This window comes from Streptomyces sp. V4I8 (genome assembly GCF_041261225.1).
Classification (GTDB): Bacteria; Actinomycetota; Actinomycetes; order Streptomycetales; family Streptomycetaceae; genus Streptomyces.
The window spans coordinates 7,385,438-7,411,122 of sequence record NZ_JBGCCN010000001.1 but is presented as its reverse complement, the minus strand read 5'-3'; the positions used below and the strand labels follow the sequence as shown (position 1 = coordinate 7,411,122).

Here is a 25,685-nt window from a genome sequence, read left to right as displayed (position 1 = left end):
CCTCGTCCGTACTACTCGATCGCGTTCGTGGTGACTCGATCGCGCTCGAGAGGCCGACTCGAAAGACCGACTCCTCAGGCCACTTCGGTCGCGCAGGCCCCTACTATGCCTTGCGCCGCCGGGCGACGAGCCATCAGGTCTGCGGCCGCCCCCGCATCTTCACAGAGCTTCACCGCAGCGCTCCACCACGCGAGGTCGGTCCATGACAGGCTGACCACCTGGGTTTTGGGTGTCCCCTGTGTCGCCTGGTGTTCCGCAGCGGGTACCGTGAGCCACCCGCATGGATGTTGTGGGCCATCGGTGCCCCTGGCCCGTCGCCGGGATCGCGGACCTCTCGGAACAGAGGAACCCGCCCGGCCAACGGCCACTTACTTCGCGAAAGGGATGTCCCGGGGGATGACCAGCGCTACGAGCACTCGGCGCGGACGCCGCGCACAGCAGCAACAGGGAGGTCCGAGCCGCGGCAGACGTGCGTCAGCCGCTCCGGCCGCCCAGACCGCCGCCGCGTCGCCGCGCACGCTGCCCCGCCCGGGCGGTCTGGGCCCGGTACGGCTGCAGCAGCTCGTCCTGGTGGAGCTGGCGGCGGCGGTCATGCTGGCCGCCTGGGCCGCCGACCAGTCCTGGCTGCTGGTCCCGGCCGGCATCGTGGCGGCGCTGCTGCTGCTCCTGGCGGTCCTGCGCCGGGGCCGCCGGCCGCTGCCCGAGTGGTACGAGACGTCGCGCGCGCTGCGGCAGCGCCGACGCGACGCCAAGCAGCCCGTTCCGCCGGGGACGGACGCGATGCTGGCGCCGGTCGTGGAGTGCGACCCCGCCCTGCGGACGTACTCCTTCGTCTCCCGTGACGACCGTTCGATCGGCATGATCGGCGACGGGTCCTTCCTGACCGCCGTCCTGTTCGTGCAGCCCGGGGACCAGCCGTTGCGCCCCGGCGCCGCCGACCGGCAGCTGCCGCTGCGGCTGATCCAGGACGCCCTGGAGGTCGACGGGATCCGTCTGGCCTCCGTCCAGGTCGTGCAGCACACCCAGCCCGCGCCGGCGCCGCATCTGCCGCAGCAGTCGCTGGCCGCGCGGTCGTACGGCCCCCTGCAGGCGCAGGCCGGTTCGCCCGCGCTCCGCCTCACCTGGGTCGCCCTCAAGCTCGACCCGGAGCTGTGCCCGGAGGCGGTCAAGGCCCGTGGGGACGGCGTTCCCGGTGCGCAGCGCGCGCTGCTGCGGGTGGCGGATCAGCTGGCGAGCCGGCTGGCCGGGGCCGGTTTCAAGGCGACCATCCTCGACGAGACCGAGCTGGTGCAGGCACTCGCGACGTCCAGCTGCCTGAACCCGCGCGCCAACGCGCAGCACTCCCAGGACGGGCGGACGCCTCAGCGCCGTACGGTCGAGGCGGTCCGCACCTGGCGGGTCGACGACCGGTGGCACACGACGTACTGGGTGTCCCGTTGGCCGCAGTTGGGAAGTGGCGGTGTGGCGCTGCCCGAGCTGGTGACGCGGCTCACCTCGCTGCCCGTGCTCGCCACGACGTTCAGCATGACCCTGAGCAAGGCGGGCAACCGGGGTGTCGCCCTCACCGGGCACGTCCGGGTCACCGCCCGCGGTGACAGTGAACTCGGCCAGGTGGGGCGCGAGTTGGAGCGGGCCGCCGGTGCCGCGAAGGTCGGGCTGGTCCGTCTCGACCGGGAGCAGGTCCCCGGTGCTCTCGCCACTCTGCCGCTCGGAGGTACGTACTGATGTCCCACCCCGCGTCGACCATGCCCCCGGGGCAGCAGGGCCGGGCCCCCGGGCGCACGCCGGCACACGTGGCCTCGCCCACCGACACCGGCATGATCCCGATCATCCGGCAGCCGGACGCCCCGCAGCAGCAACGCCGTATCTTCAGCCCGGGCTTCGGGCTGCGCGGTCCGCGCCGGAACCGTCATGTCGTCACCGTGGACGAGCTCGCGGCCATCAGCATGCCGATCGGTGACGACGGTGTCCTCATCGGCACCGACCCGGAATCACAGCCGGCGGTGCTCGGCCTGTCCCGTCCGACCCCGTTCGACGTCGTGCTCGTGGGTGGTCTGTGGCTCGCCCAGGTGCTGGCGTTGCGGGCGGCCGCGACGGGAGCGCGCGTGGGCGTCGAGACCGGTCGTCCGCAGGCCTGGCAGCAGTTGGCCCAGGCGGCGGGCGGTGGCCAGCAGTGCGTGACGGTCTATCCGGTCGGCCGGGTGCCGGCGCAGGGGCCCTCCGTGTCGAGTCCGGTCGTGCTGATCCGGGACTGTGGCATCCGCCCGCCGCGCGGTCGTGTGACGTCCGTGCCGTGGCAGGCCGTGGTGACCGTGCTGCCGTTCGTCAGTGAGCATGCGCCGCGCTGGCTGGCTCAGGCCCATTTGGTGGGGATTCAGCGCATCTCGCCCTACGAGACCGAGGCCGTGCGTGACACGCTGGGTATCCCGGAGGAGCAACTTCAGCACCTGCCGACCCTTCACGACGGCGTCGCCCTGTGGTGCACTCGCAAGCATCAGAAGTTCGTCATGACCGAACCCACCGATGCGGAGACGGGGCTGCTCGGTGTAGCCCGCCGTATGGACTGACACGTCGTCGTCTCCGGGAGCGGGGCGCGAACGGCCGCCTCGGCCACGGGGTGTTGGGACGCTTCGGCCGCCTGGCGTGACGGGACCTCGACCTCGGGGCCTGCCGTCCGCGCCCATGCGGCCCTTCCGTCCACGTACCCGGACCTATAGCGTCCGCGCCCATGGGGCTTTTCCGTCCCGCCATGCGAGTGATTAGGCTTCTGGTGGTGCGGTGACGATCGCAGTCGCGTGGGACTAGCCACTCGGTCCGCCCGGCCGCGACGACGACCAGCTCAGCAGCAGTGGCTGACCAGGAGGCAAGCAGTGAACAGGGATCGGTCCGAGTACAACGGCGGGAGCCCTTCCTCGGACGGGGACGATCACGAGGTGGATCTCACCGGCGAGTTCGAAATCGTCTACACACCTCCCGCCTGGTACGCCCAAAGTACGCAAAGTGGTTCCCCGTCCGACGCGCAGCAGGACGGCGGCGGCCGGCCTTCGCCACCCCCGCCGACCGGTTCGCCCGTCGGGTCGCCCACGGGGCCGCCCGGCGCCGCACCGCAGGGTCCGGGACCGCACGTTCCCGGGCCGGCGCAGCCACCGGCCCAGGGCGTGCCCCAGCAGCCCGCGCAGCCGGCCCAGCCCTCGCAGGCCACCCCGGCTCAGGGCACGCCGAGCGCGCCCCAGCAGGGCCCCGCGACGGGTGGCTACGGATTTCCGCAGCAGCAGTCCGCGCCGGGCGCCCCCGCGCCGGGCGGGTACGGCTACCCCCAGCAGCCGGGAGCCGGTGCGCCCCAGCAGGGTCAGGACACGTCCGGTGGCTTCGGCGTTCCCCCGCAGGGCCAGGGCACTTCGGGCGGCTACGGCTACCCCCAGCAGGGTCAGGACACGTCCGGTGGCTTCGGTGTCCCCCCGCAGGGCCAGGACACCTCCGGCGGCTTCGGCGTGCCTCCGCAGCACGCGCCCGCCCAGCCGCCCGCCGCCGCACCCCCCCAACAGCACGCGCCCGCCCAGCCGCCCGCCGCCGCACCCCCCCAACAGCCCGCGCCCGCCCAGCCGCCCGGCGCCCCGGGCTTCCCCGTGCTGCGTCCGGTCGACACGGACGCCCAGGCCGGCGCGGCCCCGACCGCCACCCCGGCGGCCGGCGTCCCGGCGCCGCCCGTCCCCGAACAGCCCGCCCCCGCCCAGCCGGTGGCCGAGCCGGAGCCGGAGCTCAACCACGCCGCAGCCGACGCCGAGGCCGCGCGGCTGTTCGGCGATGACGACGACGTGGAGCCGGAGGAGGAGCGGAACGACGAGGCGGAGTCGGGTGACGCCATCGCGTCCGTGTCCGGCGCCGAGGGCGACGAGTCGGCGCACGGCCAGGCCGACGCGGACTCCCCCGCCCAGCCCGAGCACCCGGCCACTCCCGTGACGGCCGAGGCGGAGCCGGAGGCAGCCCCGGACGCGCAGTCCGCGCCCGCACCCGCTGCTCCCGCACAGCAGCCGCACGCCCAGTCGACCGGACAGGTCCCGGTGCGGCCGCAGGCACAGCCCGGACAGGCCCCGGAGCAGCCGCAGGGCCAGCCCACCGGCCAGACCCCGTTGCCGCCCCAGCCCAGCCAGGGACTCCCCCCGCTGCCGCAGGGCTTTGCGCCCGCGCACCCCGCCCAGGGAGTGCCGCCGCAGGCCGGATACCCGGACCCGCAGGCCGTGGCGGCAGCCGCAGCCGCCAGGCAGGCTCCCGGTTACGGCTACCCCCAGGCCCCGGCCCAGCCGCACCCCGACCAGGCCGGCCAGCCCGCGCACCAGCCCCCGGCGCAGGGCTCGTTCGGCCCCGCCCAGCCGCAGCCCGGATACCCGGCGCAGGGCGGCCAGCCCGCGCCCGCCGACCCACGGCAGGCACACCAGCCCGGCCAGCCGCAGCCGCAGGCCGCCGGGTACGGCTACCCCCAGCAGGCGCCGCAGCCCGGGCAGCCTCAGCCGCAGCCCCAGCCGCAGGCCGACGGATACGGCTACCCGCACCAGGCGCCGCAGCCCGGGCAGCCCCAGCCGCAGCCGATGTCCCAACAGGCTCAGCCGCACCCGGGACAGCCCCAGCCGGGCCAGCCCCAGCCCGACGGTTACGGCTACCCCCAGCAGCCGCAGCACCCCGCACAGCCCGGCTACGGCTACCCGCCCCAGCAGGGCGGCTACGGCTACCCCCAGCCGCAGCAGGCGCAGCAGCCCGCACCCCAACAGCAGCCCCCGGCCCAGCCCCAACAGCAGGCACCGCAGCAGCAGGCACCGCAGCAGAACCCCGCTGCCCCGCCCGCCCCCTACGGCAACCAGGGCCAGGGCAACCAGGGCTGGAGCGCCCCGCCCGGCCCCCAGGCCGGACCCGGTGCTCCCCAGCAGCAGGCCGCGCCCGGTACCCCGCTCGGCTACAACGCGGCCGTGGAGCTGTCCTCCGACCGGCTGTTGCGCAACCAGCCCAAGGCCCGCAAGAACAACCAGGCCCCGTCCCGCTTCAAGCTCGGCGCCAAGAAGGAGGCCGCGGAGCGGGAGCGGAAGCTGGGTCTGATCCGTACGCCGGTGATGTCCTGCTACCGGATCGCGGTCATCAGCCTCAAGGGCGGCGTCGGCAAGACCACGACGACGATGGCGCTCGGCGCCACGCTCGCCAGCGAGCGCCAGGACAAGATCCTGGCGATCGACGCCAACCCGGACGCCGGTACGCTCGGCCGACGGGTGCGGCGCGAGACGGGTGCCACCATCCGTGACCTGGTGCAGGCGATCCCGCAGCTCAACAGCTACATGGACATCCGCCGCTTCACCTCGCAGGCGCCCTCGGGCCTCGAGATCATCGCCAACGACGTGGACCCGGCGGTCTCCACCACCTTCAACGACCAGGACTACCGCAGCGCGCTCGACGTGCTCGGCAAGCAGTACCCGATCATCCTCACGGACTCGGGTACCGGTCTGCTCTACAGCGCGATGCGCGGAGTGCTGGACCTCGCCCACCAGCTGATCATCATCTCCACCCCGTCGGTGGACGGTGCGAGCAGCGCCTCGACGACGCTCGACTGGCTGTCGGCGAACGGGTTCGCCGATCTCGTCCAGCGGTCGATCACCGTGATCTCCGGTGTCCGCGAGACGGGCAAGATGATCAAGGTCGAGGACATCGTCGCGCACTTCGAGACCCGTTGCCGCGGTGTCGTCGTGATCCCCTTCGACGAGCACCTTGCCGCGGGTGCCGAGGTGGACCTCGACATGATGCGTCCGAAGACCCGCGAGGCCTACTTCGACCTCGCCTCTGTCATCGCCGAGGACATCGCGCGCACCCAGCAGGGCTTCGGCAACCCGAACATGCAGTACCAGCAGCATCCGCAGCAGGGCTACCCGGAGCAGCAGGGGTATCCGGAGCAGCAGGGCTACCCCGCCCCGCAGCAGCAGCCCCAGCAGCCCTACGCCCAGCCGGGCGGCGCCCCGCAGCCGGGCCAGGGCTGGGGGCAGGCCCCGCAGCAGCCGGCGCCGGGCCAGGGCTGGCAGCAGCAGGCTCCCCCGCCGCAGGACCCACAGCAGGGCCAGCCTCAGCAGGGCGCCGTACCGCCCGGCTGGACGCAGCAGTAGCGCGTCGCGCGAACGACGAAGGGCGGCCGGAGCCTCTGAGGCTCCGGCCGCCCTTCGTCGTCGTACAACTGACTACTGACTGACTACCGACGGGCTACTGATTGACTACCGACGGCCTACTGACTGGCTACCGACGGGCTACTGAATGGCTACTGCTCGGCGGCCGCGATCAGCTCCCGGCAGCGCTTCACGTCCTCGGCCATCTGCTCCAGCAGGGCGTCCAGCGACTCGAACTTCGCCTGACCGCGGACGAAGGCGAGGAAGTCGACGGCGACGTGCAGGCCGTACAGGTCCAGGCCCACCCGGTCGATCGCGTACGCCTCGACGGTGCGCTCGGTGCCGTCGAACTGCGGGTTGGTGCCGACGGAGATCGCGGCCGGCATGGTCTCGCCCTGGGCGTGCAGCCAGCCGGCGTAGACGCCGTCGGCGGGGATGGCGGTATGCGGGAGCGTCTCCACGTTGGCCGTGGGGAAGCCGAGCTCCCGGCCCCGCTGAGCCCCGCGTACGACGACGCCCTCCACGCGGTGCGGGCGGCCCAGGATCTCGGCGGCGCCCTCGACGTCGCCCTCGGCGACCAGGCGCCGGGTCAGGGTGGAGGAGAAGGGCTCACCGCCGCCGGCCTCGCCGGTGACGTACAGGTCGACGACCTCGACCTCGTAGTCGTAGGTCTTGCCCTGCTCGGCGAGGAACTCGACGTTCCCCGCGGCGCGGTGTCCGAAGCGGAAGTTGGGGCCCTCGACGACCGCCTTGGCGTGCAGCTTGTCGACCAGGACCTTGACGACGAAGTCGGCCGACGACAGCTTCGAGAACTCGGTCGTGAAGGGGAGGATCAGCACCGCGTCCACGCCCAGCTCGGCCATGAGGTCGGCGCGGCGGTGGTGCGGGGCGAGCAGGGGCGGGTGGCTGCCGGGGCGGACGACCTCGCTGGGGTGCGGGTCGAAGGTGACGACGACGACGGGGACGCCCAGCTCACGGGCGCGGTCCACGGCATGCCGAATGATCAGCTGGTGCCCGCGGTGGACCCCGTCGTAGGAGCCGATGGTGACGACGCTGCGCCCCCAGTCCTGGGGGATGTCCTCCAAGCCACGCCAGCGCTGCACTGTGACCGCTCCTCGTCGAACCCGTGTCCGTCTTTGCCCGTACGCTCTCACGCAGGTCTAAGGGTGCCATGCCGGGCGCTCACGGCCCGCATCGGCATGGGTGCTGTGACCGGGTGCACGTGCGGACGCGGTGCACGTGCGGTCGCGGTGCTCATGCGGGGACCCGGACGCCGGACAGGTTCTCGATCATCCGGCGGGCACTCGGGCCCACCACCGCCGTCCACTCCTGCGGGGTGTCGGTCAGCCAGCCGGCGACCCGCGCGGCGAAGCCGGGGACATGGCGGCCCAGGTCGACCAGGCCGCGGTCGAAGCGGGCCGCGCCGTCCGGCGTGCGGACCAGGAGCAGACCGGTGTGGTGGACGAGGTCGCGCAGGCCGTCGTCCGGCCGGTCGCCGCCCCGCCGGACGGTGGCGTGCAGGAAGGCGTCGAGGACGGCGGGCGCGTGCTCGTGGGCGAGGAGGAAGTCCAGGAGCTCGCGGCGCAGGGCGCGGGAGTCGGGAGTGCCGGGAGTGGCGAGTACGACGGCGAGGGCGGCCCGCAGCTGTTCCGTGCCGCCGTCCAGCAGGCCGGTGACCAGCGGGAGGAGAACGGCGCGGGCGCCGGGACCATGGTCGAGGCGCCGGTCGACGTACGCGGCCACGTCCGCGGCGGTCTCGGGGCACCACCGCACCGCGTCCCGTACGACGGCGGCGGCCCTGCGTGCGAGGCCGGGCGTCGTGACGTCGGCGAGGGTGCGCAGCGCCTCTCCGGCGTCCGGTCGGCTCAGACGCGCCCGGAAGGCTTCGAGGACCTGGTCGGGGTGGGTGGCCAGGGCGACGACCAGGGCGCTGGGCGGCAGTTGGGGGTCGGCGGCCGCGAAGTGCGCCATCGCCTGCGGGAGATGGCAGGTGCGCGTGCGCGGGTCCCGGACGAGGACGGCGAGCGCGCCGCCGTGCAGGGAGCAGTCGTCGGGGCGGGCGAGCAGGGCGAGGGCGGCGTGGCGGAGCAGCTCACGGTCGGCCTCGGTGCGCACATGGGGCGCGGCGCGCACCCCGTACGCCGCCGCCGCGACGCGCCGCCCGGGCCGTTCGTCGTGCGCCCAGCGGTCCACGGCCCGGCAGATCGCGGACGTTTCCTCCTCGGCCAGTACGGCGAGGAGTTCGTCGGCTTTGCGGTGCGCGCTGTCGACGAGCGTCTCGGTGAGGTCGTCGAGGGCGCGGTGGCGGTGCGTGTGGAGCAGGGCCTGGGCGGCGTGGGCGACGGTCGCGTGCGGGGTGGCGGGCAGCGGCCGGTCGTCGTCGAACCAGCGGGTGAGGTGGCGTTGTACGGCGGTGGGGTCGGCGGCGAGGAGACGGGCGACGGCGTCCAGGTACCGGGGGTGCCCGGGGTGCCCGGCCTCGTCGGCGTCGGTGACGTCGCCGGCGTCGGTCGACGGCGGGCCGTCGGTGAGGACGAGGCGGCGGAGCAGGTCGAGGCGCTCGGCGTCCGGGAGCGGCAGCGCGGTCCAGAAGCCGGGGCCGAACTCCGCGGGTACGGCACGCTGCCGGCGCCGCAGGCCCACGATCCGGTCGGTGAGGCGGCGCAGTACGTCCAGGTACGGCGTCGCGTCGGGGACGCGCAGCAGGGTCTCGGCGAGGAGCCGGGCGGCCCACCAGGAGGTGCGGTCGGCGTCCAGCGCATCCGCCAACTCCTCCATTTTGGCGGCGAGTTGACGGGAACCCTGATGCCGTGGAAGCAGCAGAAGCGCCTGGACGACGGGACCGATGCGGTGGTGCGGGACGGGGAGGGGGTGCTCGGCGTCGGGGTCGGTGCGGCGGCGGTGGACCAGGGCGTGCAGGGCCTCGTCCAGGTCGAGGTGCATGCCCTGGATCCAGTCGGCGAGTTCCTCGTGGGCGAAGCGGTAGCCGTTGCCGGCGGGGACGAGGAGCCCTTCGGTGAGGACGGCGGAGGCCCAGCCGGTACCGCCGCCGAGCCGCGCGGGCGCCTGGCGCCACGGGAAGACGGCCTCGAACGACTCCCGGTCCAGCTCTCCCTGGCCCGGTCCGAGGCTGCGGCGGGCGGCCTCGTGGACCTGGCCGGAGACCTTGGCGGCGAGGCGGCGTACGGCGGTGCCGCGCAGGCCGTTCTCGGCGGCGAGGCGGACGGCGATGCGCAGGCACATGAGGTCGAGGTGGGCGGAGAGGACGTCGTCGCGGCCGACGGGCGCGGCCGGGGGGTCGGGGAGGGCGGCGCGCACGTCGGCGAGGAGGCGGAGCGTGAGGGGGTGGCGGGCATCGGGGCCGGTGAGGGCGCCTTCCGGGATGCCGTGGCGGGCGCGGGCCTGCCGGGCCTCGTCGGGGGTGAGGTCGTCGAGCCGTACGCAGGGCGGGAACCGCCCGGACGTTCCGTGCGCCGCCCGGTCGACGGAGCCGTACAGCGATTCCTCCGGGAACTCGGCGCCCGCCCCCTCCCAGTACTCCGCCCGGCACGCCACCACCAGCCGCGTCCCCGTCACCCGCAGCCATTCCTCCGTGCCCTCGGTCCACTCCGTGAGCCGGTGGGCCAGGACGGGCGGCATTTCCTCCGGGCCGTCCAGGAGGAGCAGGAGGGGGCGGCCGGTGGTGCGGGAGAGGTGGGCCAGGCGCTCCGGGGTCGTGTCGCCCAGGGCGGCGGGGTCGCAGGAGACGGCCGCCGCCACGATGCGGGCTGCTCGGGCCAGCGCCCGGCGCGCGGCGTCGGCGACCGAGGTGTCGTCGTCCTTCAGGTCGGCGCCGCGCAGCCACAGCGTGGGAGCCGCTTCGGGGCCGCGGTGGCGGCGGGCGGCCAGGGCCGCGAGTTCCGTCGTACGGCCGCTGCCGGGGCGCCCGACCAGGCCCAGTACGGAGGCCCGGCTCGCGGTGAAGGCGCTGAACTCCCGTGCCGTCGAGGCCCGTTCGACCGGGGCCACGGCTCCCCCTCCCCCGGCGTCGGCCCGTCCCTCGTGGCCCGCCTGCGCCCCCGGCGGACCGTCCTGCCCGACCGACGTGGCCGTCAGTTCCAGTACGCCCGCCGGGTTGAGGTCGGCACCGTACGCCGGCACCGTCGCCGCGTTCTCGGCGAGCAGCTCGGCCAGCGGGCCGTCGGGTGGTGAAGTGAGCGGCACGGCGAAGACGGAGTCGCGTTGGCCGGACTGCAGCGCCGTGCCGAGGACGCCCACGACGGCGCCCGTCCCGGCATCGAGCACAGGCCCTCCGGCCGCCCCACCGCCCAGCCGCAGCGCGTCCCGGCCGGCCGTGCCGATCGCCAACTCCAGGGCGCCGCCGATGAGATGGAAGCGGTTCGGCACCGGGTACGTCACGGGCACCGCGCCCAGCACCCGCGCCTCCCGCCAGCCGCCGGCCACGATCCGGACGTACGCGCCGGTCTCGACCCGGTCCCGCACGGTCACCGGAAACGGGTCCACGCCCAGCCCCCCGGTCCGTACGAGGGCCAGGCCCAGGTCGGGCAACGGGGTCACCGCGGTCGCGGGCACCACACAGCTGCGGTCCCCCTCGACGGCACGCAGAACCAGCCGGGGCAGACCGTCGACGACCTCATGGCCGGTGACGACCGTGCCGCGGTGGTCGGCCACGAACCCGAGGCCGCGGGGCCGTCCGGCCAGGTCGTGAACGCGCACCAGGGCTTTGTCGCGGACTCGGGCGCCCAGACCGTCACGGCTGTCACGGCTGTCATGACCGCGCGCGTGACGGGCCCGACCGTCGTCGTGGGGTTCGGTGCGCGGTGAGCGTCGGGTGCCGGCGCTCCCGTCCCCGCCGAGGTCGTCAGGTGTGGCCCAGGGCCCCGAAGCCTCCCCCAGATCCCGAACACCCCACGCGGCGTCCCGCGTGCCCCACGCGTCCCCCGCCGCCCGCCTACCGTCCGGCATCCGGCGGTCGCCGCCCGCCCCCGGGCCCCGTCCCGCCATCGTCGAACCTCCCCGCCGCGCGCCCACACGCCCATACGCCTACGCCCTGTTTTTTCGACGGTAGGCGCGATGTGATCAGCGGGACAGATCGCGCAGCGAACGCGCCCCCTTCCGCTCCCTCGGTTCACTCCGAGCGCCTGCACGGACGGGTGAACGGGCGGGCGTCGCTGGACACACCCTAGGGGTGGGGGAACCGAGGGGGGACCGTGGAGCGGCGGGCACGACCCCGTGACCGCCGCTCCACGGGCAGCCACCGGACAGCGGCACCCACGACTCGGCGGCCCGGGCGGGCGTCAGCCGAAGACGGCCAGGCTTTTCGCCTTGCCCTTGTGTTCCTCCACGAGCGCGAGGAGGCGGCCCTCGGGGCCGAAGACGGCGACGGAACCGGCACCGGCGTACTCGTCGGGCATGTCGAGGCGGACCCCGTTCGTGAGCAGCCGGGCCCGCTTGGCATCCACGTCCCAGCGCGCGAACGCGGCCGCGACGGCCTCGGCGATCGGCATCACCGTGAGTTCCTGCTGGAGCTGGTCCAGCGTCCTGGCGGCGTCCAGCTTGTACGGCCCGACCCGGGTGCGGCGCAGCGCCGTGAGGTGGCCGCCGACGCCCAGGCCGGCGCCGAGGTCACGGGCGAGGGCGCGGATGTAGGTGCCGGAGGAGCAGACCACCGACACGACCAGGTCGAGAACGGCGGTGCCGTCGTCGGCGACGGCGTCCCGGACGTCGTACACCGAGAAGGACGAGACGGTGACCGGCCGCGCCGGGATCTCGAACTCCTCGCCCTCCCGCGCCCGCTTGTAGGAGCGCACGCCGTCGATCTTGATGGCGCTGACCTTGGACGGCACCTGCATGATGTCGCCGGACAGCTTGGCGATCCCGGCGTCGATGCCGTCGCGGGTGACCTTCGAGGCGTCGGCCGACCCCGTGATCTCGCCCTCGGCGTCATCGGTGACCGTGGTCTGGCCCAGGCGGATGGTGCCCAGGTACTCCTTCTCGGTCAGGGCCAGATGACCGAGGAGCTTGGTCGCCTTCTCGACGCCGAGGACGAGGACGCCCGTCGCCATGGGGTCGAGGGTGCCGGCGTGCCCGACGCGGCGGGTGCGCGCGATGCCGCGCATCTTGGCGACGACGTCGTGCGAAGTGAAGCCCGACGGCTTGTCGACGATGACAAGGCCGTCGGGCGTGGTGTGCTTCTGCGTCATTCCGCGGTGTCGCCGTCCGTCTCGTCCTCGGCGCCCGGCTTGCGGTACGGGTCCGCCTCGCCTGCGTACTTCGCGCCCGCGGACACCTCGCGCACCTTCTCGTCGGACTGGCGCGCCTTGTCGAGGAGGTCATCGATGGTGCGTGCGGTGTCCGGCAGGGCGTCGGCGACGAAGGTGAGGGTCGGCGTGAACTTCACGCCCGCGGCCGCCCCGACGGCCGACCGGAGCACGCCCTTGGCGCTCTCCAGGCCGGCGGCCGCGGCCGCCCGCTCCTCGTCGTCCCCGTACACCGTGTAGAAGACGGTCGCCTCCCGCAGGTCACCCGTGACCCGGGTGTCCGTGATGGTGACCTGTGAGCCGAGCCGCGGGTCCTTGATCCCGCGCAGCAGCTTCTGGGCCACCACCTCTCGGATGAGGTCCGCCAGCCTTTTCGCCCGCGCGTTGTCGGCCACTGGTCCGTCTCCTTCGTAACTTCTCTTGCTGCTTGCTTCAGTCTTCGTCGCTGTGGAGTCTGCGTCGAACCGAGAGCAGTTCCACCTCGGGTCGCCCGGCGACCAGCCGCTCACAGCGGTCCAGCAGGTCGGTGAGGTGTCCCGTGTCCCCGGAGACCACCGCAAGCCCGATCTCGGCCCTGCGGTGGAGGTTCTGGTGCCCCGTCTCCGCCACGCTCACCGCGTACTTGCGTTGGAGTTCGGCCACGATCGGACGGACGAGAGAACGCTTCTCCTTCAGTGAGCGCACGTCACCGAGGAGCAGGTCGAAGGACAGAGTCCCCACATACATGTGTGCAACCGGTTCACCCGCCGGCCCGGGATCGATGGCCCTGCCGGCTGGTCGGGCAGGGACATCAGAACGGTACATCGAAGAGGGTGAACCGATCGACGGATATTACGCACCGCTGACCGACGGCCAAACGGCGTGCCGGCCGACGGAACCGAAGTCCCGCCGGCCGGCACGAACCGTCAGCTGCTACGCCCGCGGCTTCTCCCGCATCTCGTACGTCGCGATGACGTCGTCGACCTTGATGTCGTTGAAGTTGCCGAGGTTGATACCGCCCTCGAACCCTTCGCGGATCTCGGTGACGTCGTCCTTGAAGCGACGCAGACCGGAGATGGTGAGGCTCTCCGCGATGACCTTGCCGTCGCGGATGAGGCGCGCCTTGGTGTTGCGCTTGACCTCGCCCGAGCGGACCAGGACACCGGCGATGTTGCCCAGCTTGGACGACTTGAAGACCTCGCGGATCTCCGCCGTGCCGAGCTCGACCTCCTCGTACTCCGGCTTGAGCATGCCCTTGAGGGCCGCCTCGATCTCCTCGATGGCCTGGTAGATCACCGAGTAGTACCGGACGTCGACGCCCTCGCGCTCCGCCATCTGCGCCGCGCGGCCCGCAGCGCGGACGTTGAAGCCGATGACGATGGCGTCGGAGCCGGTCGCCAGGTCGATGTCCGACTCGGTGACCGCACCCACACCGCGGTGCAGGACGCGGATGTCGACCTCTTCGCCGACGTCGAGCTGGAGCAGCGAGGACTCGAGAGCCTCCACCGAACCGGACGCGTCGCCCTTGATGATGAGGTTGAGTTCCTGCACCAGACCGGCCTTGAGGGCCTCGTCCAGGTTCTCCAGGGAGAACCGGACACCCCGGCGGGCGAAGTTGGCGTTGCGCTCACGCGCCGCGCGCTTCTCGGCGATCTGACGCGCCGTGCGGTCCTCGTCGACGACCAGGAAGTTGTCGCCGGCGCCCGGGACGTTGGTGAGACCGAGGACGAGGACCGGGGTCGACGGACCCGCCTCTTCCACGTTCTCGCCCTTGTCGTCGAGCATCGCGCGGACACGGCCGTACGCGTCGCCGACCACCATGGTGTCGCCGACCCGCAGGGTGCCTCGCTGCACCAGGACGGTGGCGACGGCACCGCGGCCGCGGTCGAGGTGGGACTCGATCGCAATACCCTGCGCGTCCTGCTCCGGGTTGGCCCGCAGGTCGAGCGAGGCGTCCGCGGTGAGGACCACGGCCTCCAGCAGGCTCTCGATGTTGAGGCCCTGCTTGGCGGAGATGTCGACGAACATCGTGTCGCCGCCGTACTCCTCGGCCACCAGGCCGTACTCGGTCAGCTGACCGCGCACCTTGGTCGGGTCCGCGCCCTCGACGTCGATCTTGTTGACCGCGACGACGATCGGGACGTCGGCCGCCTTGGCGTGGTTGAGCGCCTCGACCGTCTGCGGCATGACGCCGTCGTTGGCCGCGACGACCAGGATCGCGATATCGGTCGACTTCGCACCACGGGCACGCATGGCGGTGAACGCCTCGTGACCCGGGGTGTCGATGAAGGTGATCCTGCGCTCTTCGTCGTTGACCTGGGTGGCGACCTGGTACGCACCGATGTGCTGCGTGATACCGCCGGCCTCGCCCGCGACGACGTTCGTCTTGCGGATGGTGTCCAGCAGTCGGGTCTTACCGTGGTCGACGTGACCCATGACGGTCACGACCGGCGGACGCGGCATGAGGAATTCCTCGCCGCCCTCGTCCTCGCCGAACTCGATGTCGAAGGACTCGAGCAGCTCGCGGTCCTCCTCCTCCGGGCTGACGATCTCGACGACGTAGTTCATCTCGCCGGCGAGCAACTGGAGGGTCTCGTCGGAGACGGACTGCGTGGCAGTGACCATCTCGCCGAGGTTCATCATCACGGCGACGAGCGACGCCGGGTTGGCGTTGATCTTCTCCGCGAAGTCGGTGAGGGACGCACCACGCGACAGGCGGACGGACTGTCCGTTGCCGCGAGGCAGCATCACACCGCCGACCGACGGGGCCTGCATGGCCTCGTACTCCTGGCGCCTCTGCCGCTTCGACTTACGGCCACGACGCGCGGGACCGCCGGGACGACCGAAGGCGCCCTGCGTGCCACCACGGCCACCGGGACCGCCGGGACGGCCACCGAAGCCGGGACGGCCACCGCCGCCACCGCCGGGACCACCGGGACGACCGGCGAAACCGCCACCGCCGCCACCGGGACCGCCGGGACGGCCGGCGAAGCCGCCGCCACCGCCGCCACCGGGACGACCGGCGAAGCCGCCGCCACCCGGACGACCGCCACCGCCGCCACCGGGACGACCGCCGCCACCGGGACCACGGCCACCGGGGCCACCGCCACCGGGACGCGGGCCGGCAGCAGGACGCTGCGGCATCATGCCGGGGTTCGGACGCGGACCGCCGGGGCCGCCGCCGGGACGCGGGCCGCCGCCCTGCGGACGGGGCATGCCGCCCGGGGTGGGACGCGCGCCGCCCGGAGCCTGCGGACGGGGACCGCCCGCCGCGCCCTGGGGACGGGGACCGCCCTGGCCCTGCGGACGCGGAGCGCCGCCGGGAGCACCGGGGCCGCCCTGGCCGCCGGGACGCGGGGCGCCGCCCGGACGGGGCGCCTGCGGGCGCGCCATGCCGGTGGAGCCACCAGAGGTGAACGGGTTGTTGCCCGGACGGGGACCGGCCGGACGACCGCCGGGACGCTGGGCGCCGCCACCCGGACGCGGAGCGCCGGGACGGTCGCCGCGGTCACCACGGCCCTGGCCACCCTGGCCGGGGCCACCCGGACGCGGGGCGCCGGGACGCGGGGCCTGGCCGGCCGGACGCGGGGCGCCCGGACGCGGGCCGGAGCCCTGGCCCTGGCCCTGAGAGGCGGCCGGGGCGGCGGGAGCCGCCGGGGGCGCCGTGAACTCGGGCGTGGTCGGAGCCGGGGACGCCGGGGCGGGCCGCGGCGCGGGCTTCGGGCCCGGGGTGGGACGGGGGCCGGGAGTGGCCGGCGCGGCGGGAGCCGCGGGCTTCTCGGCTGCGGCCGGCTTGGGGGCCGGCGGGCGCGGGGCGGCCGGACGGGCGGCCTGCGCCGGAGAGGGGGCCGCCGGCTTCGCCGGGGCAGCCTTGCGGGCGGGGGCGGACTTGCCGCCTCCGTTGCCCTGCTGGAGGGCGTCCGTCAACTTACGGACGACGGGCGCTTCGATGGTCGAAGACGCCGAACGGACGAATTCACCGAGTTCTTGGAGCTTGGCCATGACGACCTTGCTCTCAACTCCGAACTCCTTGGCGAGTTCGTATACCCGGACCTTAGCCACTTCGCTCCTTTTAGGTCCGGGTGTGTCCGGACCGTCGCTACTTCATGGGCGTACTCATCGCGTGCTCATCGAGTGCTCATCGCAATCTCGACCTACTTCCAACTCGCGGGGTACCAGGGCCGCACGGGGGTTCCGCGCGACGCGTCTTACGGTGTTGCCTGCTCAGCAACTGTTGTCTGCTCGACGTACTGGCGCAACGCCTTTGTGTCGAGCGCTCCCGGGGCGCGCAACGCCCGCGTGAACGCCCGGCGGCGCACCGCCTGGTCGAGACAGACCAGTGCGGGGTGTACATACGCACCCCGGCCGGGCAGCGTACCGCGAGGATCAGGGACGCACTCGTCCTTGATCGCCACGATCCGCAGCAGATCAGCCTTGGCCGCTCGCTCCCGGCACCCCACACAGGTGCGTTCAGGGCATGCGCGGACGCGTGTCCGGCCAGACATCTCTTAAGTCTACCTCCCCGTAGCGACCTCACCCCTTTGGGGGCAGGATTCGAACAGTTGCCGCGCAGTAACCTGACGTGATCTGAGCGACCTGAGGCCGGGATCTATTCCCCGGCCTGCTCGGTGTCCGGACGGATGTCGATCCGCCAGCCGGTCAGCCGGGCCGCGAGTCGGGCGTTCTGCCCTTCCTTCCCGATCGCCAGCGACAGCTGGTAGTCGGGCACGGTCACGCGCGCCGACCGGGCCGCCATGTCCACGACCTCCACCTTGGAGACCCGGGCGGGCGACAGCGCGTTCGCCACCATCTCGGCCGGGTCGTCCGACCAGTCGACGATGTCGATCTTCTCGCCGTTCAGCTCGCCCATGACATTGCGCACTCGGCCGCCCATGGGGCCGATGCAGGCACCCTTGGCGTTCAGGCCGCTGCGGGTGGACCGGACGGCGATCTTCGTGCGGTGACCGGCCTCACGGGCGATGGCGGCGATCTCGACGGACCCGTCGGCGATCTCCGGCACCTCCAGCGCGAAGAGCTTCTTCACCAGGTTGGGGTGCGTGCGCGAGAGGGTCACGGACGGACCGCGGACGCCCTTCGCCACTCGTACGACGTACGAGCGCAGCCGCATCCCGTGCGGATACGTCTCGCCGGGCACCTGCTCCTGCACCGGGAGGATGGCCTCCAGCTTGCCGATGTCCACGAGCACGTTCTTCGGGTCGCGGCCCTGCTGGACCACGCCGGTGACGATGTCGCCCTCACGGCCGGCGTACTCGCCGAGCGTCGCGTCGTCCTCGGCGTCGCGCAGCCGCTGCAGGATGACCTGCTTGGCGGTGGTGGCGGCGATACGGCCGAAGCCGGACGGGGTGTCGTCGAACTCGCGGGCCTCCTGGCCCTCCTCCAGATCCTCGGGATCCTCCTTCGCCCACACGGTCACATGGCCGGTCTCCCGGTTCAGCTCCACGCGCGCGTGGCGGCGGCTTCCCTCGGTGCGGTGGTAGGCGATGAGGAGGGCCGACTCGATCGCCTCGACCAGCAGGGGGAAGGAGATCTCCTTCTCCCGTACCAAGCCCCGCAGGGCACTCATGTCGATGTCCACGGCTACGCCTCCTCTTCCTTCTCGTTCTTGCTGTCCTTGCGGTTGAACTCGACCTGCACGCGCGCCTTGTCGATCTCCGGGAAGCCGAGTCTGCGGCTGGTGGGCTTGCGGCCCTTCACTCCCGGCACTTCGAGGTCGAGGCCTTCGTCGTCGACTTCGAGGATCCGGGCCACCAGCTCGCCGCCCTCGACCAGTTGGAACTTCACCAGCCGGTCGACGGCGCGCACGTAGTGGCGGTGCTCGGTGAGGGCGCGCTCCGCACCCGGGGTACCCACCTCGAGGGTGTACTCGCCCTCGCCCATCGCGTCCGTCTCGTCGAGCTTCGCCGAGAGCGCGCGGCTCACATCGGCGATCCGGTCCAGGTCGGCACCGGTGTCGGAGTCGACGACAACGCGCAGCACCCGCTTGCGTCCGACGGAGTCCACTGCGAGCTCTTCGAGATCCAGGCCCTGGGAGCTGACGAGCGGCTCCAGTAGTTCTCGCAGCCTCTCGCTCTGGGTGGTGCTCATCCGGGTGACTCCTCGGCCGCGTGTGCTGTTGTGGGATGGGTCGCGTGTCTGGTCAAAGGGTATCCGGTCGCAAGGGCTGTTGCCGTCCACCTGCGCACGGACGGTGCCGATGAGTGGTGCCGTCCGGTTGCGCGGGTACGGTGATCACGGGCCTGTTCGACCCGCTGTTCCCGTAACCGCTTTCGTATGAGTTCCCCGAGGACGTCTGCCGTGCCGTACCCCTCGCCGCCGCGCTCCCCCTCGGGACCGCGCAGAAGAACCCTGCTCGCCTCGGTCGCCGGGGCAGCGCTGCTGGTGGGCTGTTCCGCCGGGTCCGAGGACTCGGACGGCGGCACCGGCGGCAGCCCGTCGCTGGCGGAGCGGGCACGCGCGCGTGCGGCCCGGGACAGCGAGGGGCTCGTCGAGCGGTACGACGCGGTGCTCGCCGCCCATCCGGCACTGGCGGTGCTGGTGGGGCCGCTGCGGGCGGAAGCCGTACGGCATGTGGAGGCGTTCGGCGGGGGAACGTCCGGGCCTTCGGCGGCACCTACGGGGGCACCTTCCACGACGTCCGGGGCGCCGGAAGCCGGGGCCGCCTCACCGTCGCCGTCGGCGTCCCCGTCGGCCGCCGTGCCGGTGAACGAGTGGGACGCGCTGGCCGAGCTCGCCGCCGCCGAACGGGCGCTCGCGGACCTCCGGACGAAGACACTGCTCGGCCTGCCGGGCGAACTCGCGCGGCTGCTGGCCTCCGTGGCGGCGGCCGGGGCGGCGCACGCATACCTGCTGACGGAGGGGGCCAAGTGAGCGAGTCCGGCAAGAAGGACAAGAAGGATGAGAAGGAAGAGAAAGAGCAGCTGAAGGCCCTTCAGGCGGCCCTCGCCGCCGAGCACGCGGCCGTGTACGGATACGGCGTCGTGGGCGGCCGGATCCGCGAGGAGCAGCGCTCGGAGGCACGCGCGGCGTATGACGCGCACCGGGCGCGGCGGGACGCGCTGGCGCGCGAGGTTCGCGACCTGGGCGCCGAGCCGGTCGCCGCGAGCGCCGCGTACGCGCTGCCGTTCCCGGTGCCGGACTCGGCCGCGGCCGTCCAGTTCGCCGCCGGGCTGGAGGACCGGGTTGCCGGGGTGTACTCCGACCTGGTGCGGGCAGCCGAGGGTGAGTTGCGGGGTACGGCGGCCGAGGCGCTGCGGGAGGCGGCGGTGCGGGCGGTGCGCTGGCGGGGCGAGAGCGTAGCCTTCCCTGGGCTCGCCGAGCGGGCGGGCACCGCGTCGGCGTCGCCGGCGCCCACCGCCTGACTCCGGCCGGCCGGCCGGCGAACGCGTAGGGGCAGTACGGGAAGTACGGGAAGGGAACGACTCGCGCATGGCTTTCGAACCGCCGCAGCGTCTGGTCAGGGCGCTCGGTGAAACGGCGCCGGACGGTGACGACTGGTTGGAGAAGCTGCCGGAGGCGGCCCACCAGGCCGTCGCGCTACGCGAGTTGACCGTTGAGCGGGTGCAGGTGCCGGGCGGCCGCAGCAGCCTGGTGGTACTGGTGCGGCGCGCTGACGGCACCCCCGCCGTGCTCAAGCTGGCCCCGCGCCGGTTCCGCCCCGAGAGCGAGCGGGGCGCTCTCGCGCACTGGGGCGGGATGGGCGCCGTGCAGCTGCTGGACGATCCCCAGGTCGAGGGTGTGCTGCTGCTGGAGCGGCTGCACCCGGATGTGTCCGTGCGGTCGTTGCCCGAGGCGAAGGCGTTGCTGGAGGCTGCGGGGACACTGCGGCGGCTGTGGGTCGAGCCGCCTGCCGGTCACTCCTTCGAGAGCGTCGCCGAGCGGACGGGGCGGCAGGCGGAGGCGATGCGGGCTACCGCGTCGGGCTTCGGTGAGGTGGCGGTGTTGGTCGACGCCGCGGTGGGCGCGCGGGCGGAGTTGCTGGTGGCGCCGCCTGAGGAGCGGCTGCTCCACGGGACGTTTCGGCAGAGCAAGGTTCTCGCCGGTGAGCGGATGCCGTGGTTGGCCGTGGGGCCGGATCCGGTGGTGGGTGAGTGCGCTTTTGATCTGGCTCGGCTGGTGCGGGACCGGGTGGAGGATCTGATTGCCTCGCCTTCGGGGGCGGCGATCACGCGGCGGCGGGTGAAGCGGCTCGCGGAGTCGTTGGAGGTGGATCAGGAGCGGTTGCGGGGGTGGACGTTGTTCCGGGCCGTGGAGTCGGGGGTGCGGGCGCTGAGGGTGGGCCGGCCCAGGGATGCCGAGTTGTTGCTGGAGTTTGCCGGGTGGCTATGAGGGGTGCGTTGTCGGCTGCGGGTGCTTCGTGGTTGCTCGCGCAGTTCCCCGCGCCCCTTGGCGGCGTCACCTCGCCGTCAGTCTGAAGGCCAGCGCGGGACAGTAGGCCGCTGCTCTGCGGGCCCGTTTCGCCGTGCGGGGCGGGGCTGAATCGTCGTCCACGAGCGGGTAACCCCACTCGTCCGGCGTGATGTCCGACAGGAGCTCCGCGCACGGTCCGTGGCCCTCGCAGGACGTCCAGTCGATGGCTATGTGCTGGTCCGTGTCAGCTCTCCTGGGGGACCGGCAGCAGGGGTGTGCGGTCAGTCGCCGTGCACCACCCGTCGGCGTGGGCGTCGAGTTCACTCGCGAACGTCGTCAGGGCGCTGCGGACCAGGCGGACCGTGCCGTCGGGGTGGTGGCAGGCGCCGCGCCCTTCGGTCAGGCCGGCCCAGCGGGCGATGTCGGCTCGGGTGCTGCCCTGGGGGCCGGGGGCGGACAGGGTGGCGAAGGCGGCGGCCATGCGGGGCAGGCCGTTGAGGCAGGGGCCGCACTGGCCGGCCGACTGCAGGGCCGGGTAGCGCAGTACGCGGGCGGTTTCGGTCAGGCCGCAGCGGTCGGCGGGGAGGGCGGCGAGGACGCCCGCGCCCAAGTGTGGCGGGTTCAGGGCGAGTCGGGCGGCTTCGGCGGCCGGGATCCAGGTGCCGTGGTAGCCGCCGACGAGGACGGCCGACATGCCGTCCAGGGGCAGCAGGCGGTGCAGTGGCATGCCGAACGGGGCTTCCACGACCCGGGGTTCGCGTCCCGGCACATGCACCGTGCACAGGGCGCTGCCGGGCTGGGCCGGGGGGCCGGCGGAGCGGAACCAGTCGGCGCCGTAGCGGGCGATCAGGGCGAGGTGGGCCAGCGTCTCGACGTTCTGGACGAGGGTCGGGGCACGGTGGACCCCGCGTTCGCGGACCGGCGGGCTCTGGTACGTGGGCAGGGCCGGGCCTCCCGAGACGTACTGGACGAGGGCCGAGGACTCGCCCGACAGGAACCGTCTGGGGAGGCGTACGACACGGACGGGGACGGGGTCGCCGTGCCGCTGGGTCAGGGCCGACTCCAGGGAGGACGCGCCGTCCTCCACCGCCAGGCGGGCCTCCCTCGCGCCGACCGCCAGGGCGGCCGACTGCACGCCGTCCAGGACGAGATGGGGTGAGAGGCGCAGCAGGGTTCTGTCCTTACGGCTCGCGGGCTCGCCCTCGGCGCCGTTGGCCACGACGACGGGAGTGCGGCCCGTGCGGCGGCCGGCCTCGGCCACCGACAGCAGCTTGCGGTGGACCGGGAACGCCGCTCCCCCGCGCCCGGTGAGGCCGGACTCGGCGACGGTACGCCGATCAGCGTGAACACTCCGGCGGCGGCCGCCAGCGTGATCGCCGCCGCGGCGGCCGCCGTGCGCTGTGCTCCTCTGCGGACCGCTGCCGCGGCACCCCGTTCCCTGGTACGCATGACCGTTCCCCACCGTAGTGACGCTGTGTCACGTCCTACGGTCGGGGAACGGCCTGAGGGAAAGCTGTGAGGCGCCTTTGGTGCCCCGTGGAACTCTCTGAGGAGATCCTTTACGCGGTGAGGCGGGCGATCGCCTCGTCCACCGTCAGCTCCTCACGCTCACCGGTCCTGCGGTCCTTGAGCTCGACGACCCCCTCGGCCGCGCGCCGTCCGGCCACCAGGATCTGCGGTACGCCGATCAGCTCCGAGTCGGTGAACTTCACGCCCGGCGAGACACCCGCCCGGTCGTCGCACAGGACGCGCAGGCCGGCCGCGGAGAGCTTCTCGGAGACGTCGAGGGCCAGTTCGGTCTGCAGGGCCTTGCCCGCGGCGACCACGTGGACGTCGGCCGGGGCGACCTCGGCGGGCCAGCACAGGCCCTTGTCGTCGGCGGTCTGCTCGGCGAGGGCGGCGACGGCGCGGGAGACGCCGACGCCGTAGGAGCCCATGGTCACCCGGACCGGCTTGCCGTTCTGGCCGAGGACGTCGAGCTTGAGGGCGTCGGCGTACTTGCGGCCCAGCTGGAAGATGTGGCCGATCTCGATGGCACGGTCGAGCTTGAGGCCGGTGCCGCACTTCGGGCAGGGGTCGCCCTCCTGGACGACCACGACGTCGACGTACTCGCCGACCTCGAAGTCACGGCCCGCGACGACATTCTTGGCGTGCGTGGCGTCCTTGTTGGCGCCGGTGATCCACGAGGTGCCGGGGGCCACGCGCGGGTCGGCGATGTACTTGACCTTCTCGCCGAGGCCCTGCGGGCCGACGTAGCCGCGGACCAGGTCGGGGCGGGCCGCGAAGTCCGCCTCGGTGACCATCTCGACGACGGCCGGCGCGAAGTGCGCCTCGACCTTGTCCATGTCGACCTCGCGGTCGCCGGGGACGCCGACGGCGACGATCTCGCCGTCGACCTTGACGAGGAGGTTCTTGAGGGTGGCGGAGGCCGGGACGCCGAGGTGGGCGGCGAGGGTCTCGATGGTCGGGGTGTCCGGGGTGGGGATCTCCTCGAGCGCGGCCACGCCGTCGGCGTCCACCGGCTTCAGCTCGTACGAGATCGCCTCGGTGTTGGCCGCGAAGTCACAGTTCGGGCAGTCCGCGAAGGTGTCCTCGCCGGCGCCGGCCGGGGCGAGGAACTCCTCCGACTTGGAGCCGCCCATCGCGCCCGCGGTGGCGGCGCAGATGCGGTAGTCGAGGCCTAGGCGCGCGAAGATCTTCTGGTACGCCGCGCGGTGCAGGGCGTAGGACTTCGCGAGGCCCTCGTCCTCGGTGTCGAAGGAGTAGGAGTCCTTCATCAGGAACTCGCGGCCGCGCAGGATGCCGGCCCGCGGACGGGCCTCGTCACGGTACTTGTGCTGGATCTGGTAGAGGATGACCGGCAGGTCCTTGTAGGAGGACGCCTGGTCCTTCACCAGCAGGGTGAAGATCTCCTCGTGGGTCGGGCCGAGGAGGTAGTCGCCGCCCTTGCGGTCCTTGAGGCGGAACAGCTCCTGGCCGTACTCGTCCCAGCGGCCCGTCGCGTCGTACGGCTCACGCGGCAGCAGGGCGGGGAGCAGCACCTCCTGGGCGCCGATCGCGTCCATCTCCTCGCGGACGATGCGCTCCACGTTGGCGAGGACCCGCTTGCCGAGGGGCAGCCACGACCAGATGCCGGCCGCCGTGCGGCGGACGTAGCCGGCCCGGACGAGCAACTTGTGGCTGAGGACCTCGGCGTCCGCCGGGTCGTCGCGCAGCGTCTTCGCCATCAACTGGGACATGCGCTGGACCGGTGCGTTCGCCATGGTTCTCGTACTCCTGCTGGTTTGGGTTATGGCAGGAGGTTAGCCGGGGGGTACGGGGCGGTGGAAATCGGTTAGCGGCGGCGTTGCCCCGACCGGCGGCGGAGCGGGAGCGGGGCGCCCATGACGGCGTACGGCTTCGGGGCGCTCGGGAACAGGACCTGGCGGGCGAGGTCCTGGTAGCCGAGGGAGCGGTAGAGGCCGCGGGCCGGGCTCTCGATGTCGATCGCCGAGAGGATCGAGCGGGGCTCGGCGGCGCCGTCCGTGATGGTGGTGATCAGGGAGCGGCCCACGCCGCGGTTCTGGTACTGCGGGAGGACGTGGAGTTCCGTGATGACGAAGGAGTTGTCGAGCCAGTCGTCGTAGGCCTGGGCCCGGAGGTACGGCTCCACGACGGTGGACCACCAGTGGGTGCGGTCGTTGGGCATGCCGTAGACGAATCCGACCAGGCGCTCCGCTGTGGTGGCGCCGATGGCCCTTGCTCCCGGGTAGGTCATGTGGCGCAGGACGATCTGGCGGCGTACGGCTACTTCGTCGGGGCCCAGTCCGAATGCCACGGCTTGGACGGCGAGGGCTTCGTCGACTCGGGCTGCGAGGTCCAGGGGGCCGATCACGATGTCGTCTGGTTGGCGGCGGTGTGCGTGACCGGGAAGGCGCATGTGGGGAGCCTACAGGGGGGTTCGCGCCGTGTTCCGGGTGCGGCTCATCCGCGGTTGCGCGCGCACACGCGGCGGAGCCGCATATCGAAACAGCCCCGCGCCCCCTTGGGGGTTTCAGAACAGGACGCTCATGAAGGCGCCGACCTCTTGGAAACCCACCCTGGTGTACGTCCTTCTCGCCGCCGTGTTGAAGTCGTTGACGTAGAGGCTGACCACCGGGGCGACATCCGCCAGGGCATGGCGCAGGACCGCTGCCATTCCGGGGGCAGCGAGGCCCTGGCCGCGGTACTCCGGGGCAACCCATACACCCTGGATCTGGCAGGCGCGGTCGGTCGCGGCGCCGATCTCCGCCTTGAAGACGACCTTGCCGTTCTGGTCGAGGCGGGCGAAGGACCGTCCGGAGCCGACGAGTTCGGCGACCCGGGCCTGGTAGAGCAGGCCGCCGTCCCCCGCGAGCGGCGATACGCCGACCTCCTCGGTGAACATCGCCACGCACGCCGGCATGATCGTCTCCATCTCGTCCTTGCGGATGCGGCGGACGTACGGATCCGGGGTGATGTCGGCCGGCATGTGGTCGGTGACCATGAGCGGTTGGTGGGAGCGGACCTCGCGGGCCGGACCCCAGTTGGGTTCCAGCAGGCGCCAGAGCTGGGCGGTGGCATCGGCGGGGCCGACGATGGAGGAGCAGCGGCGGCCGGCACGGCGGGCTCGGTCGGCGAAGGCGCGTACCGCTCGGGGGCCCGCGCAGATCGGGACGAGGTTGGCGCCCGCGTAGCAGAGGGAGGTCAGCATGCCGCCCTCGTACCAGCCCCACATCTCGCCGCCGAGGCGCCACGGGTCGAGGCCGGCGACCTGGACCCGGGACGTCACGAAGGCGTTCACGACCGGCTCGCTGTCGAGAATGGCGAGCGCGGCGTCCAGGTCGCTCGGTTCGAGCACCCGTGAGGTGGTCTGGGTCAACACGTACGGGGCCTCACGCTGGGGTTCTGCTGGTCCCCGCACTGTACCTGCGGAAGCTGAGCCACG

20 protein-coding genes and 1 pseudogene are annotated in these 25,685 nt (G+C 72.9%); 7 read left to right on the top strand and 14 right to left on the bottom strand.

Annotation, left to right across the window (positions count from 1 at the left end):
* The first annotated feature begins 396 nt into the window (after positions 1-396).
* From eccE to ABIE67_RS33750, 4 genes and pseudogenes are all read left to right on the top strand, one after another.
* Positions 397-1,725 (top strand): type VII secretion protein EccE, encoded by a 1,329-nt coding sequence (gene eccE, locus ABIE67_RS33765; RefSeq protein WP_370265163.1) that lies wholly within the window; start codon positions 397-399, stop codon positions 1,723-1,725.
* Positions 1,725-2,567 (top strand): hypothetical protein, encoded by an 843-nt coding sequence (locus ABIE67_RS33760; RefSeq protein ID WP_370265162.1) that lies wholly within the window; start codon positions 1,725-1,727, stop codon positions 2,565-2,567. The genes eccE and ABIE67_RS33760 overlap by 1 nt, the downstream gene beginning before the upstream one ends.
* A 228-nt stretch (positions 2,568-2,795) precedes the next feature.
* Positions 2,796-2,987: pseudogene (locus tag ABIE67_RS33755) on the top strand (SCO5717 family growth-regulating ATPase); the annotation flags it as partial.
* Positions 2,988-3,158: 171 nt separating this feature from the next.
* Positions 3,159-6,137 carry an AAA family ATPase gene (locus tag ABIE67_RS33750; protein WP_370269201.1) on the top strand — a complete coding sequence of 993 codons (2,979 nt, stop codon included), beginning with the start codon at positions 3,159-3,161 and terminating at the stop codon, positions 6,135-6,137.
* Positions 6,138-6,286: 149 nt separating this feature from the next.
* Here ABIE67_RS33750 and ABIE67_RS33745 read toward each other — a convergent pair whose 3' ends face one another.
* The 9 genes from ABIE67_RS33745 to rimP form a co-directional block, all read right to left on the bottom strand.
* Positions 6,287-7,237, bottom strand: a complete 951-nt coding sequence (locus ABIE67_RS33745; RefSeq protein WP_370265161.1) for a bifunctional riboflavin kinase/FAD synthetase — start codon at positions 7,235-7,237, stop codon at positions 6,287-6,289.
* 151 nt (positions 7,238-7,388) lie between these two features.
* A complete protein-coding gene (locus tag ABIE67_RS33740) occupies positions 7,389-11,138 on the bottom strand; it encodes a trypsin-like peptidase domain-containing protein (protein WP_370265160.1) in 3,750 nt (1,249 codons plus the stop codon).
* Positions 11,139-11,431: 293 nt separating this feature from the next.
* A complete protein-coding gene (gene truB, locus ABIE67_RS33735; RefSeq protein WP_370265159.1) occupies positions 11,432-12,337 on the bottom strand; it encodes a tRNA pseudouridine(55) synthase TruB in 906 nt (301 codons plus the stop codon).
* Positions 12,334-12,789 carry a 30S ribosome-binding factor RbfA gene (rbfA, locus tag ABIE67_RS33730; RefSeq protein WP_370265158.1) on the bottom strand — a complete coding sequence of 152 codons (456 nt, stop codon included), beginning with the start codon at positions 12,787-12,789 and terminating at the stop codon, positions 12,334-12,336. The genes truB and rbfA overlap by 4 nt, the downstream gene beginning before the upstream one ends.
* A 37-nt stretch (positions 12,790-12,826) precedes the next feature.
* Entirely contained in the window at positions 12,827-13,120 is a 294-nt protein-coding gene (locus tag ABIE67_RS33725) for a DUF503 domain-containing protein (protein ID WP_370265157.1), read from the bottom strand.
* Between the two features lie 186 nt (positions 13,121-13,306).
* Positions 13,307-16,435, bottom strand: coding sequence for a translation initiation factor IF-2 (gene infB, locus ABIE67_RS33720; RefSeq protein ID WP_370265156.1), 3,129 nt, complete (start codon positions 16,433-16,435; stop codon positions 13,307-13,309).
* A 146-nt stretch (positions 16,436-16,581) separates the two neighbouring features.
* Positions 16,582-16,878, bottom strand: a complete 297-nt coding sequence (locus tag ABIE67_RS33715) for a YlxR family protein (RefSeq protein WP_079056305.1) — start codon at positions 16,876-16,878, stop codon at positions 16,582-16,584.
* A gap of 104 nt (positions 16,879-16,982) precedes the next feature.
* On the bottom strand, positions 16,983-17,969 hold the full coding sequence (nusA, locus tag ABIE67_RS33710) for a transcription termination factor NusA (protein ID WP_030054478.1): 987 nt from the start codon (positions 17,967-17,969) through the stop codon (positions 16,983-16,985).
* Between the two features lie 2 nt (positions 17,970-17,971).
* Entirely contained in the window at positions 17,972-18,478 is a 507-nt protein-coding gene (rimP, locus tag ABIE67_RS33705) for a ribosome maturation factor RimP (protein WP_370265155.1), read from the bottom strand.
* Between the two features lie 210 nt (positions 18,479-18,688).
* On the opposite strand from rimP, the gene ABIE67_RS33700 reads away from it, so the two are divergent.
* The 3 genes from ABIE67_RS33700 to ABIE67_RS33690 all read left to right on the top strand — a co-directional run bounded on the left by ABIE67_RS33700 (position 18,689) and on the right by ABIE67_RS33690 (position 20,719).
* Positions 18,689-19,261 (top strand): hypothetical protein, encoded by a 573-nt coding sequence (locus ABIE67_RS33700; protein ID WP_370265154.1) that lies wholly within the window; start codon positions 18,689-18,691, stop codon positions 19,259-19,261.
* Positions 19,258-19,752 (top strand): ferritin-like domain-containing protein, encoded by a 495-nt coding sequence (locus tag ABIE67_RS33695; RefSeq protein ID WP_370265153.1) that lies wholly within the window; start codon positions 19,258-19,260, stop codon positions 19,750-19,752. Before ABIE67_RS33700 ends, ABIE67_RS33695 begins: the two co-directional genes overlap by 4 nt.
* A gap of 67 nt (positions 19,753-19,819) precedes the next feature.
* A complete protein-coding gene (locus ABIE67_RS33690; RefSeq protein ID WP_370265152.1) occupies positions 19,820-20,719 on the top strand; it encodes an aminoglycoside phosphotransferase family protein in 900 nt (299 codons plus the stop codon).
* A 66-nt stretch (positions 20,720-20,785) separates the two neighbouring features.
* On the opposite strand, the gene ABIE67_RS33685 is transcribed toward ABIE67_RS33690, so the two are convergent.
* The 5 genes from ABIE67_RS33685 to ABIE67_RS33665 form a co-directional block, all read right to left on the bottom strand.
* Positions 20,786-21,064: a ferredoxin gene (locus ABIE67_RS33685; protein WP_370265150.1), complete on the bottom strand. Its 279-nt coding sequence runs from the start codon at positions 21,062-21,064 to the stop codon at positions 20,786-20,788.
* Positions 20,985-22,202 (bottom strand): NADH-ubiquinone oxidoreductase-F iron-sulfur binding region domain-containing protein, encoded by a 1,218-nt coding sequence (locus ABIE67_RS33680; protein WP_370265149.1) that lies wholly within the window; start codon positions 22,200-22,202, stop codon positions 20,985-20,987. Before ABIE67_RS33680 ends, ABIE67_RS33685 begins: the two co-directional genes overlap by 80 nt.
* 97 nt (positions 22,203-22,299) lie before the next feature.
* Complete coding sequence (locus ABIE67_RS33675) at positions 22,300-24,003, bottom strand: proline--tRNA ligase (protein WP_370265148.1); 1,704 nt, start codon at positions 24,001-24,003, stop codon at positions 22,300-22,302.
* 71 nt (positions 24,004-24,074) lie between these two features.
* Positions 24,075-24,659 carry a GNAT family N-acetyltransferase gene (locus tag ABIE67_RS33670; protein ID WP_370265147.1) on the bottom strand — a complete coding sequence of 195 codons (585 nt, stop codon included), beginning with the start codon at positions 24,657-24,659 and terminating at the stop codon, positions 24,075-24,077.
* 114 nt (positions 24,660-24,773) lie between these two features.
* A complete protein-coding gene (locus ABIE67_RS33665; protein WP_370265146.1) occupies positions 24,774-25,622 on the bottom strand; it encodes a GNAT family N-acetyltransferase in 849 nt (282 codons plus the stop codon).
* Positions 25,623-25,685 lie beyond the last annotated feature (63 nt).